This window comes from Microbacterium sp. STRO-2N (assembly GCF_057747775.1).
Genome location: NZ_CM173223.1, coordinates 3912527 through 3924485, shown reverse-complemented (window position 1 = coordinate 3924485; position 11959 = coordinate 3912527). Strand labels below are relative to the sequence as shown.

The following is an 11959-nucleotide window of genomic DNA, read 5'->3' as shown; positions in this document are numbered from 1 at the left end:
CATGACCGCGGGAGACGCGGCGCCGATCCTGGTCGTCGACAACCACGACAGCTTCGTCCACACCCTCATCGGCTACCTCCATGAGCTGGGGGCCGAGACCGACCTCGTCGAGGCCGACGCGATCCTCGACCCGGCCGCCGCGGTCGCGCAGCGCCGGGGCGTCGTCATCTCCCCCGGCCCCGGCACGCCCGCCGGCGCGGGCGCGTCGATCGAGGTGGTCCGGGCGGCGGCGGACTCCGGCATCCCGCTCCTCGGCGTCTGCCTCGGCCACCAGGCGATCGCGGCCGCCTTCGGCGCGACAGTCGATCACGCCCCCGAGCTCATGCACGGCATGACCTCGCGGGTCCATCACGGCGGGTCTCCGCTGTACGCGGGTCTCCCCGACCCGTTCACCGCGACGCGCTACCACTCGCTCGCGATCGTCCCCGAGACGGTGCCCGACGAGCTCGTCGTGACGAGCTGGACGGACGGCGGCGTGATCATGGGCGTCGCCCACCGGACCGTCCCGATCGAGGGGGTCCAGTTCCATCCCGAGAGCGTGCTGACCGACGGCGGATACCGGCTGCTGGGCAATTGGCTCGCGTCGGTGGGGATCGCGGATGCCGCGACCCGCGGCGCGATGCTCAGCCCGCGACGCTGATACGGCGAAGCGCGGCCGAGCGGTCAGCTCCCCGAGCAGAACCGCAGGGTGATCTCGGAGTGCACCGGCACGTCGCCGGGTGCGAGCGACTGCGCCGACACCGTCGGCGGGGACGACGCCGCGCAGTCCGGATCCTCTCGGGTGACGACCGTGAGCTTCGCGCCCTCGAGCTCGCGCGTGGCCGCCTCGACCGTGTAGCCGCGTACGTCCTTGATAGTGACCTGACCCGACGCGACCACGAGGTTCACGGTCGTGCCGACAGGCACGTCCGACCCCTCGGTCTGGTCGGCCTCCATCACGGTGCCCGCCGACAAGTCGGCGTCGTTGCGCTGCGTGATCGTGCCGACCTGCAGGCCCGCCGCCGAGAGCGCCGCGTCCGCGGCATCCTGCGTCAATCCCGTGAGTGCGGGCACCGTCGACATCTCCTGGCCCGTCGATACGTAGACGCGGACCTCCTGCTGCTCTTCGACAGACGTCCCGGCGACCGGATCGGTGCGGATGACGTCGCCCTCGGGGACGTCCGCGTTCTCCTCGTCGATGCGGATGGCGAGCAGGTCGTTCTCGGCGAGAGCGGTGTTCGCGTCGTCGTACGTCATGCCGGTGACGTTGGGCACCTCGCGCACGTTGGGCAGCTCCTGCGGCTGGATCGTGAGCACCCAGAACAGGAGTGAGATCAGCAGCACCGCGAGGAGCGCCACGCCCGCCCAGATCCACGCGACCGGTGGACCCGCCTGCGTGCGCTTCATCGTGGTGTCGGTGCTGAGCTGCCGCAGCGACCGCGCCGTCTCCGCCGCGTGGCGGGGGTTCGGTCCGTAGAGCTCGCTTGTGAGCGCGCCCACCTGGCGCTTCGAGGGCTGCCGGCCGTCGACGGTCGCGTCGAGCGCTTCACGGAAGCCGGCGGCGTCCTGGTAGCGCTGGAACGGGTCCTTCGCCAGGGCGCGCAGCGCGACCGTGTCGAGAGCGCGCGGCACGGTCTCGTTCACCTCGGACGGCGGCACCGGCGCCTCGCTGACGTGCTGGTACGCCACGGCCACCGGCGACTCGCCGCGGAACGGCTGACGCCCGGTCAGCAGCTCGTACAGCACGACGCCGGTCGAGTACAGGTCGGCGCGCGCATCGACCGGCTCGCCCTTCGCCTGCTCGGGCGAGAAGTACGCCGCCGTGCCGAGGATCTGCGTTGTCTCGGCGACGGTCGAAGAGCTGTCCGACACCGCGCGCGCGATGCCGAAGTCCATGACCTTGACCTGCCCGGCGTCAGTCACCATGACGTTGCCGGGCTTGATGTCGCGGTGGACGACGCCGGCGCGATGCGAGTACTCGAGAGCCTCGAGGATGCCGTCGACATAGCGCACGGCATCGGTCACGGGAACCGGGCCCGCGGCGATGATGTCTTTGAGAAGCCGGCCCTTGACGAGCTCCATCACGATGAAGGGCACCGGACGCACGGAGCCGTCGGCGGCGGTGAACGAGTCCTCGCCGGCGTCGTACACGCGCACGACAGTCGGGTGCGCCATGCGAGACGCGGCCTGCGCCTCGAGGCGGAACCGCGTGCGGAACGCGTTGTCGTCGGCGAGCTCGCGGTCGAGGATCTTGACGGCGACCTCGCGACCGAGCGTGAGGTCGTAGCCGCGGTACACGCTGGCCATGCCGCCACGTCCGATCGCCTCGTCGACGCGATAGCGCCCCGAAAGCACGCGCGGCTCAGCTGTCACGGTCACTCCCTGCGTGGAACTTCAGCCAGACTAACCGAGGCGGTGAGAGGGACGCGTCACGCAGAACGCGCGAGCAGCGGCCCGCTCACCCCGATGTCAGCCTTCGTCGTCCGCGTCGTCGGTCGGTCCGGGCGTGGGTGCGGGCTGAATCGTGGCCGTGGCCTCGCCTGACGCGCCGGACGTGCGCTCACCCGAAGCACCGCCGGTGCACGTGACCGTATAGGTCACGATGACGGTGCCGCTGGTGACGTTCGCGGGGATCTCGATCTGCGTGGACCGCTCACCGCCGCCGAACGCCGACGTCGACTGGCCGTTGGGGAAGGTGCCGATGCTCGTCGTGAAGTTGTACGCGCTCGGCGAGCCCTCACCCGCCGGGCACGAGTATCCCGGCCAGCTGACCGCGAGCGAGCCGCCCGGCGTGACGGTGGCCGCATCAAGGGTGGGCGCTCCGGGCGTGTCCATGGCGACCTGCGGACCATAGGCGATCAGCGTGATCGTGGTACCGGGCTCGACGCGACCGATCGGGTTGACGTCGTAGACGACCCCCTGGTCGGGCTCGGTCGGCGCGGCGTTTCCTGTCTGGCAGTCCGCGATGAGGTCGTTCTCCACGAGGACCGCTGTCGCCTGGTCGCAGGTCATGCCAACGAGGCCCAGTGACTCGACGTCGATCCGCTCGGCGGTCGGCGTCGGGGTCGGGGTCGGCGTGGTCGAGCGGCTCGCGGACGGCGTCGAGGGGCCGGGCTCGGGATCCCCCTGGTTGGCGAGGATCGCCCAGATCGTGCCGCCGAGCACGAGCAGCAGCAGCACGATCAGCGCGATGAGCGGCCACGTCCACGGACTGCGCTTCTTCTTCTCGCCCTCTTCCTCTGCCGCCGGTTCTCCCGGGGCAGGCATGATCGCGGTCGCCGTGCCCGTCGCCCCTCCGGCGGTGAGGAGCTGCGTGGCATCCTCGCTGCCGGCGGCCACGCCGGCGATCGCCGGCACCGCGGCGGCGGCGGCCGCGACGTCGCCTCGGCGCAACGCTGTTGCAGCGCGCGCGACGGCGGCGGCGGTGGCGGGTCGCTCCTCGGGCTTCTTGGCGATCATCGCCATCACGAGGTTCTGCACCGGCACGGCGACGGTGGCGGGCAGCGCGGGCGGTTGCTCATTGATCTGCGCCATCGCGATGGCGACCTGCGACTCGCCCGTGAAGGGGCGCTTGCCGGCGAGGCACTCGTACGCGACGATGCCCAGCGAGTAGATGTCGGTGGCGGGCGATGCCGGATGCCCGGACGCCTGCTCGGGCGACAGGTACTGCACCGTGCCCATCACCTGGCCGGTCGCGGTGAGCGGCACCTGGTCGGCGATGCGCGCGATGCCGAAGTCGGTGATCTTGACGCGGCCGTCGGGCGTGATGAGGAGGTTTCCGGGCTTGATGTCGCGGTGGACGAGTCCTGCGGCATGCGCGGCCTGCAGCGCGGCCGACGTCTGCGCGACGATGTCGAGCGTCTTGTCGGTCGACAGCGAGCCGTCGCGTTCGAGGATCGTCGAGAGCGCCTCGCCGGGCACGAGCTCCATCACCAGGAACGCGCTGCCGTTCTCCTCGCCGTAGTCGAACACGCTCGCGATGCCCTCGTGGTTCACGAGAGCCGCGTGACGCGCTTCAGCGCGGAAGCGCTCCAGGAACCCCGGATCGCCCATGTACTCGTCTTTGAGGATCTTGATGGCGACCGTTCGTCCGATGACGTGGTCGGTCGCTTCCCAGACCTCACCCATGCCGCCGATCGCAATACGCGAATCGAGTTCGTAACGGCCGCCGAAGGTCACGCCTTGCGTCGGTCTCATCTGCCCAGCACCGCCTCCATGACCTTCTTCGCGATGGGAGCGGCGATCGTGTTGCCGCTACCCGACTGTCCCTGACCGCCGCCGTCCTCCACGACGACCGCCACGGCGACTTCGGGGTTCTCGGCCGGAGCGAACCCCGTGAACCAGAGCGTGTAAGGCTCGTCCCCGGTGTTCTCTGCGGTGCCGGTCTTACCGGCCACGTCGACCCCGTCTATTCTTGCACCCGACGCCGCGCCGTCACTGACATTGGCGACCATCATCGCCGCGAGCTCGTCGGCGAGCCCCTGCTCCAGGGCGCGGCCGAACTCGACGTCGTCGAAGGTCTGCTGCACCGAGAGGTCGGGTCCGATCACGCGGTCCACCATACGGGGGTTCATCACGACGCCGCCGTTCGCGATGCCGGCCGAGACCATCGCCATCTGCAGGGGCGTCGCGGTGACCTGGCCCTGGCCGAAGCCGCTGAGCGCGGTCTGCGCGTCGTCCATGATCGTCCGCGGGTAGCCCGACGGCGTCGAGGCGAGCGGCAACTCGAACGACAGGTTGAAGCCGTACTTCTCGGCCTCCTCGCGGATGGCGGTGTCGCCGAGCTCGACCGCGAGCTCCGCGAACGGGATGTTGCAGCTCAGGCGCAGCGCGTCGGCGAGCGTGACGGTCTCGCCGGGGCCGCACGTGCCGCCGCTGGCGTTGTGCACGATGCTGCTCGACTGCGGCAGCTGATACGAGGCCGGGTTGGGAAGCGTCGACTCCGGCGTGTACCTGCCGGACGCGAGGGCGGCCGACGCGGTGACGAGCTTGAAGGTCGAGCCCGGTGGATTCAGGTCGCCGCTGATCGCCCGATTCGACAGCGGCTTGCCGGGGTCGGCCACGAGCGCGTCGTATGCGGCGTTGACCTCGCGCGTGGCGTGGGAGGTGAGGATGTTGGTGTCGTAGCTCGGGCTCGTGACCATCGCGAGGATGCGGCCCGTCGCCGGCTCGATAGCGATGACGCCGCCCTGGAGGTCGCCGAGCGCCTCGTAGGCGGCACGCTGCACGGCCGCGTCGAGCGAGAGCACGACGTTCGACCCGCGGGGCGGCTGCCCGGTGAAGATCCGCTCGATGCGCGAGAAGAACTGCGAGCCACCGGCGCCGCTCAGCTGCGGGTTCATCGCCTGCTCGATGCCGGTGGCCGAGTCGAGGGCGGGATTGATGTAGCCGGTCACGGGCGCCCACATGTCAGCATCCGTGTACACCCGCTGCCAGCTGTACACGTCGCCCGACGGCACGGACGACGCGATGGCCGATCCGCTCGCGATGATCGAGCCGCGCTGCACCTCGTAGGAGTCGTACAGCGCCCGGCGGTTCGCGGGGTTGGCCGCGAGCTCGTCGGCCTGGATCACCTGGATGAAGCTGGTCGACCCGAACAGCGCCAGGAACATGATCAGCATCAGGATGCTGAGACGCCTCAGTTCTTTCGTCACGACCGGCACCTCCCTTGGACGTGCGGCGAGGCGGTTCCCGAGCAGGTCGCGAGGCGACCGTGTCGAAGGGCTTTCGTCATGTCAGCCGATCACCACCCGGGGACGGCTGCGCACGGCATCTGAGATGCGCAGCAGGAGCGCCACGATGATCCAGTTCGCCACGAGCGACGAACCGCCCGCGGCGAGGAACGGCGTGGTGAGGCCGGTGAGCGGGATGATGCGCGTCACGCCGCCGACCATGATGAAGACCTGGAGCGCGATCGTGAACGACAGCCCGGTGGCGAGCAGCTTGCCGAAGTCGTCCTGACCGGCGAGCCCGATGCGGATGCCGCGGCTGGTGAAGACCATGTAGAGCGCGAGCACCGCGAACACGCCGATGAGGCCGAGCTCTTCGCCCAGCGCCGGGAGGATGTAGTCGCTCTCCGCCACCGGGGTGAGGTAGGGCCGGCCCTGGCCGAGCCCGGTGCCGATGAGGCCGCCGTGTGCCATGCCGAAGATGCCGTTGACGAGCTGGTAGCTCGAATCGTCCATCAGAGCCGGATTGAACGCGTCGAGCCAGTTCGTGAACCGAGCGCCGACGTACGGGAGGATGCGCGAGGCGAGGAACGCCCCCGACACCGCCAGCACCACGCCGATGAGCACCCAGCTGGTCTTGCCCGTCGCGACGTAGAGCATCGCGACGAACATGCCGAAGATCAGCACGCCGGTGCCGAGGTCGCGCTGCATGACGATGATGCCGAGCGAGACGAGCCAGATGACCAGCAGCGGGCCCAGCTCGCGCGCGCGGGGCCATGTCATGCCGAGGAACCGCGTGCCGGTCGAGGTGAGGCTCTCGCGTGTGCGCACCAGGTACCCCGCGAAGAAGATCGCGAGGGCGATCTTGGCGAGTTCGCCCGGCTGGAACGTGAAGAAGCCGAGGTCGACCCACACGTCGGCGTTCCCGCCGCCGCTGAGCCCCGGGATGATCGGCAGGATCAGCAGCACGATGCCGACGAAGCCGAAGATGTAGGTGTAGCGGAACAGCACCCGGTAGTTGCGCAGGAGCAGCACGACCGCGATCGCGGCGACGAGGGCGATGGCCGCCCACGCGAGCTGTCGCGTGGAGAACGCCTCCCAGCCGTGGCGATCCCAGTGCAGGTCGAGCCGGTAGATCATCGCCAGCCCGAGGCCGGTGAGCAGCGTCGCGATGGGCACGACGAAAGGGTCGGCGTCACGCGCTCGCAGCCGCAGCACGATGTGCAGGGCGACGACGAGAGCGGTGAGCCCGCCGCAGTAGACCAGGAACGTCCAGTCGATCGCGCCCGACTCGCCGAGCTGCACGAGGGCGACCGCCGACCAGTTGATGACGAACGCGAACAGCAGCAGGCCGAGCTCGCGGTTCCGCTGCGTCTGAGGCACGCGGATGCGGCGGAGCGCGCGGATGACGGCGGTGTCGGCCGACACCGAGGCGGTCGCCGGGCTGCTCGTGGACGTGCTCATGAGCTCCCTCCCGCCAGCTCGCTGATGTCGGCGACGATACGGCGTGCGTCTGGGAGGGAGCTCGCCGAGATCGTGCCCTCGACGGTCGCGCGGGCGAAGTCCGACAGCGAGTCCAAGGGGATCTCGGTGTCCTCGTACGGGGTCGAGAGCGAGATCGGCCCGATGTTCTGCTGTACGCCCTGATAGATCACGACGGTGTCTTCGTCGGCGCCCACGAAGTAGCGCGTCTGGGTCCACTGGTAGCCGAGCCATGCGGCGCCCGCGATGAGCACGAGGACCAGGAGCACGCCCGCGATCCATCCCACCCGCCGGCGGCGCGCGCGGCGGCGGTCCTCCTCGATGAGCTCCTCGAGGAACTCGGGCGCGGGTTCGAAATGGGTCGGCTCGTTCGCCGCCTGACGGTTCGGGTGCAGCCAGCCCGAGCGGCGCGGCGCCGCCGCGGGCACCTCGACGCCCACCGGGTTCGACGCCGAGCCGACGATCGTGGGCGTGCCCGAGAACAGCGGATGCTGACCGCCGACGTCGACGATCACCACCGTGACGTTGTCGGGTGCCCCGCCGTCGAGGGCCTGCTTGAGGAGGCTGTCGGCGGTGCGTCCCGGGGCGAGGCCGAGGCCGAGGGCCTTGGCGATGTGGGGTTCGTCGACGACGCCCGAGAGGCCGTCCGAGCACAGCAGCCAGCGATCGCCGGGCTGCGTCGGCATGATGAACGTGTCGATCTCGGGATCGGGGTCCATGTCGCCGAGGACGCGCATGAGCACCGAGCGGCGCGGGTGGTAGCGCGCCTCCTCGGGCGTGATGCGACCGGAGTCGACGAGTCGCTGGACGAACGTGTGATCGGTCGTGATCTGGGTGAGCGCGCCGTCGCGGAACAGGTAGATGCGCGAGTCGCCGATATGGGCGATGACGGCGTAGTCGTCGACCATGATCATCGCGCTGACGGTGGTGCCCATTCCCGCGAGTTCCGGCCGCAGCTGCACGGTGTCGATCAGCTCGACCGCCGTGTCCGAGATCGCGTCGCGGAGTGCGTCCTCTGCGGCGGTGGTGGTCGGGTACGGCTGATCGAGTCGCTCCAGGCGGGTGATCGCGAGACTCGAAGCGACGTCGCCGCCGGCGTGACCGCCCATGCCGTCGGCGACGACGAACAGGTTCGAGCCGGCGTAGCCCGAGTCCTGGTTGTTGGAGCGCACCTTGCCGGTGTGCGAGATCGCGGCGCTCGAGCCCTGAAAGACCATATGCGAGGGGTCCGCCCGCTACTTCCGCAGCTCGAAGGTCGTCGCGCCGACCTTGATCGGGGCGCCGACCTTGACGGGCACGGGCGCCGTCACGCGGACGCCGTCGTGCCACGTCCCGTTGGTCGAGTCGAGGTCCTGGATCATCCACTGGTCGCCCCACAGGACGAGGCGCGCGTGGTGGCTGGAGGTGTAGTCGTCGCGGATGACGAGCCCTGATTCGCTCGAGCGGCCGATCGTGAGCGGCTCGTTGCCGAGCGGCAGCTCGAGCCCCGCCTTGGGGCCGCTGGTGATGACGATGCGCGAGACCGCGTCGGTCGTCGCGGGCCCACCGCTCGCGGCCGCCGCCGCAGGGCGCGACGCGACCGGTGCCGTGGCGGCCGCGGGCGAGGGGGCGGATGGCGCGGGGCTGGGCGCGGCGGCGGCCGCGGGCTCCGGCATCCGTCGCACCTTCACGCCGAACAGATCCGCACGCAGCGAGTACACGACAGCGAACACGAACGCCCACAGCAGCACCAGGAACGCGATGCGCAGCAGCAGCAGAGTCAGCTCGCTCATGCCAGCGGGCCCCCTTCCCGGAGGTCGAACATGCGCGTCGCCTGGTCGGCGGGCATCGAGGGCTTGGGAGGCGATGCCTGAGCCACCACGCGGAAGACGATGTCGGTGCGCCCGATCGTGACGGTCGAGTCGGGGGGCAGGGCCGCCTCGGTGACCGCCCGCCCGTTGAGCTTGGTGCCGTTCGTGGACTTCATGTCGCGCACCATCGCGCGCTCGCCGTCCCACAGGATCTCGACGTGTTTGCGGCTGGTGCCGGCGTCGGCGACCGTGATGTCGGCGTCGCTTCCGCGTCCGATCACGGTGCGCGCCTTCGTCAGCGGAATGCGGCGTCCCTCGACGTCGACCACGCCGCGCCAGGCCACGCGCCCACCCTGGGCGGTCGACGACTCGACCCGCAGCGTGCCGGTCGCGACCTGCTCGTCGCGCGAGAGCGAGATGGAGACGGGGCCCGCGAACGAGTAGCCCTGTGCCTTGGCGTGCTTGTGCACGAGGGAGTCGAGCTCTTGGATCAGAGCGTCGCCGAGCGCCGACATCCGATCGTCGTCGGAGGCGGACAGGTGCACGGCGAACGTGTTGGGCGCGAGGATCCGGTCGCGCGTGACGACCGCAGCCTTCTTGTCGAGCTCGCTGCGAAGCGCAGACGCGATCTCGACGGGCTGGATGCCGCTGCGGAAGGTCTTGGCGAACGCGCTGTTCACAGCGCGTTCGAGACCTTTCTCGAAGCTGTCAAGTAGTCCCACGGGGCTCCTCGGACGGGGGGTGCCGGTTGGTACATGCTAATTGCACAGTCTGTATTGACGATGGATGGCGTGTGGACCGGGCGAGTTCGGCCCCGGTGGCGGCGCGTGATATCCTCGGGAAGTTGAGTTTCGCGGGATCTTCGGATGCCGCGGCTCGCGCGAGTGGCGGAATAGGCAGACGCGCTGGCTTCAGGTGCCAGTGCCCGAAAGGGCGTGGGGGTTCAACTCCCCCCTCGCGCACAGCGCAGCTCTCTTCTTCAGAGGAGAAGATAGTTCCAAGCAAGTTCAAGATCGAAGCCGGCTGGAGTCGAAACTCCAGCCGGCTTCGTCGTTCTGCGCGTCGCAACCCGCGACGTGCGCCGCTAGATCTCTCCGTCCACGTAACCACACCAACGGGAGTAGCCCCTCGCGGGGCGCCAGCCTCGTCGAGTACGGAACAACCGACCAGCGCGTTGTGGAGCTGCAGGGGATCGGCTTCAGCCGGTCAGTGGCGGGGCGCGCTGGTTCGTGACCACCGGAGCCGCTGAGCTTCACCGCTTCGGGCGAGCTTGTCGGTATCGAAGAGGCTGCTCTGGTTGCGGCGCTGGCGAACGCTCCGGACGCCCGTGACGAGGTGCGAAACGTCCTCGTGAAGACGTCCTCCGCCGGCCGTGACTGACCTCGCGGCGCCGGACGGCCGCTGGGCAGTGACAAGTGGCGGCGCCCATCGATTCGGTAGGCGCCGCCAGGGCAGCTACGAGCGCTTGGCCCACCCAGCCACGACCGCACCGGCGACGGCGATGACCGCTGTGCCGAAGAACAGCCAGGAGAAGCCGCCCGTCAGCGCATCCGCGGCAGGCGCACCGGCTTCCAGGAGTGCGTCGGTACGCACCGCAGCCAGCGTTCCGAGCACGGCCAGGCCGAGCGCCCCGCCGATCTGCTGACTCGTGTTGACCAGGCCGCCGGCCAGTCCGGACTCGCCGCCCGCGACGCCGTCCACGGACAGCTGGGTGGTGGTCACGAACGCGCCGCCCATGCCGACACCGATGATGAGAGTCGGCCCGAGGAGCTGGGTCAGAAACTGGGCGTCGGCGGGTGCGAATCCCAGCCAGACCAGACCGGCCGCGAGCACCAGCAAGGAACCGGCGAGTGTGCGCTTGGCGCCCACTCGCGCGACGACAGCGGGAACGAGTCCTGCGACGACGACCAGCGTGCCGGCCAGTGGGAGCTGGGTGAGCCCCGTGGTGAGCGCGTCGTAGTGCAGCACTGCCTGCATATAGACGGAGAGGGCGAAGAAGAGGGCCACCATTGCCGCCCCGATGAGAAGCATGACGATGTTGCCGACGGTGAGGTTGCGGTTTCGGAACACTTCGAGCGGGACGAGGGGTTCGGCGGCGCGGCGCTCGATGAGGATGAAGGCGATACCCAGGATGACGGAGGTGGCGGCAAGGGACAGGGTGAGGGCGTGCGTCACGCCGAGCTGCTCGATGGCCGTAAGCGCGCCCACGGCCGCGGCGAGGGCTCCGGTGATGGTGGCCGCCCCCGGGACGTCCAGCTTGCCGCGCTCGCCGGCGGTCTCGTCCCGGGTGATGAGGGCGGGAATCGTGAGAAGAACGACCAGGCCGATGGGGACATTCACGAAGAACACCGACTGCCACCCGAATGCGGCGGTCAGCACGCCGCCGAGCAGCACGCCTGCAGCCGAACCGATTCCGGCCACCCCGCCCCACACGCCGAGTGCTTTGGCGCGGTCTCCCGGCTGCGGGAAGAGATGGGTGAGGAGTGCGAGCGCAGCGGGCGCGAGCAAAGCAGCGGACGCTCCCTGGAGCGCTCGCGCGCCCAGAAGCATCCCGCCGGACATGGACAGGCCCGCCAACGCGGAGGCGGAGATGAAACCCGCGGTGCCGATGAGGAACACGCGGCGGTGCCCGTACCTGTCTGCGAGACGTCCGCCGAGCAGGAGGAGGCCGCCGAAAGCGAGGACGTACGAGGTGATGACCCAGGCCAGGGCGGCGGTGTCCATGTCCAGCTGCTCGCCGAGCACGGGGAGAGCGATGTTGACGATGGAAGCGTCGAGAACGACGAGGAACTGTGCGAGAGCCAGAACGCCGAGCGCGAGCCAGCGACGGGTGCTGCGGCCGACTGCGACCGGGGTGGTGATTGTCATGATGCTCCTAAGAGGTGTGGGCGTGCCGGGGCGACCAGCTGCCAGGTCGCCCCGGGGCTGGTCAGTTCCAGAGGCTGAGAATCCCCAGCAGGGTGAGAGTGAGGACGCCGAAGACCAGCCACCAGGCGGTCTTCTCAGCGGTCCACGACCGGTGAGTGGCGGGATTCTGGT

The 11959-nt window shown here is 69.7% G+C and carries 9 protein-coding genes and 1 tRNA gene; 2 read left to right on the top strand and 8 right to left on the bottom strand.

What is annotated here, in order from left to right:
• Position 1 precedes the first annotated feature (1 nt).
• Complete coding sequence (locus AC3ANN_RS18070) at positions 2-640, top strand: anthranilate synthase component II (RefSeq protein ID WP_488338764.1); 639 nt, start codon at positions 2-4, stop codon at positions 638-640.
• 23 nt (positions 641-663) lie between these two features.
• Here AC3ANN_RS18070 and pknB read toward each other — a convergent pair whose 3' ends face one another.
• The 7 genes from pknB to AC3ANN_RS18035 form a co-directional block, all read right to left on the bottom strand.
• A complete protein-coding gene (gene pknB / locus AC3ANN_RS18065; RefSeq protein WP_488338763.1) occupies positions 664-2352 on the bottom strand; it encodes a Stk1 family PASTA domain-containing Ser/Thr kinase in 1689 nt (562 codons plus the stop codon).
• Positions 2353-2448: 96 nt separating this feature from the next.
• Positions 2449-4176, bottom strand: coding sequence for a serine/threonine protein kinase (locus tag AC3ANN_RS18060; protein ID WP_488338762.1), 1728 nt, complete (start codon positions 4174-4176; stop codon positions 2449-2451).
• The gene (locus AC3ANN_RS18055; RefSeq protein ID WP_488338761.1) at positions 4173-5633 is read right to left on the bottom strand and encodes a peptidoglycan D,D-transpeptidase FtsI family protein; all 1461 of its coding nucleotides are present in this window, start codon (positions 5631-5633) and stop codon (positions 4173-4175) included. The genes AC3ANN_RS18060 and AC3ANN_RS18055 overlap by 4 nt, the downstream gene beginning before the upstream one ends.
• 81 nt (positions 5634-5714) lie before the next feature.
• On the bottom strand, positions 5715-7112 hold the full coding sequence (locus AC3ANN_RS18050) for an FtsW/RodA/SpoVE family cell cycle protein (protein ID WP_488338760.1): 1398 nt from the start codon (positions 7110-7112) through the stop codon (positions 5715-5717).
• On the bottom strand, positions 7109-8347 hold the full coding sequence (locus tag AC3ANN_RS18045; RefSeq protein WP_488338759.1) for a PP2C family protein-serine/threonine phosphatase: 1239 nt from the start codon (positions 8345-8347) through the stop codon (positions 7109-7111). Before AC3ANN_RS18045 ends, AC3ANN_RS18050 begins: the two co-directional genes overlap by 4 nt.
• 18 nt (positions 8348-8365) lie before the next feature.
• Positions 8366-8902 (bottom strand): FHA domain-containing protein FhaB/FipA, encoded by a 537-nt coding sequence (locus tag AC3ANN_RS18040; protein ID WP_488338758.1) that lies wholly within the window; start codon positions 8900-8902, stop codon positions 8366-8368.
• Positions 8899-9642 carry an FHA domain-containing protein gene (locus AC3ANN_RS18035; RefSeq protein WP_488338757.1) on the bottom strand — a complete coding sequence of 248 codons (744 nt, stop codon included), beginning with the start codon at positions 9640-9642 and terminating at the stop codon, positions 8899-8901. Before AC3ANN_RS18035 ends, AC3ANN_RS18040 begins: the two co-directional genes overlap by 4 nt.
• Before the next feature lie 156 nt (positions 9643-9798).
• Between AC3ANN_RS18035 and AC3ANN_RS18030 the strand changes: the two genes are divergently transcribed.
• Positions 9799-9882 (top strand) — tRNA-Leu (locus AC3ANN_RS18030).
• A gap of 493 nt (positions 9883-10375) precedes the next feature.
• Here AC3ANN_RS18030 and AC3ANN_RS18025 read toward each other — a convergent pair.
• Positions 10376-11788 (bottom strand): MFS transporter, encoded by a 1413-nt coding sequence (locus AC3ANN_RS18025; protein WP_488338756.1) that lies wholly within the window; start codon positions 11786-11788, stop codon positions 10376-10378.
• Positions 11789-11959 lie beyond the last annotated feature (171 nt).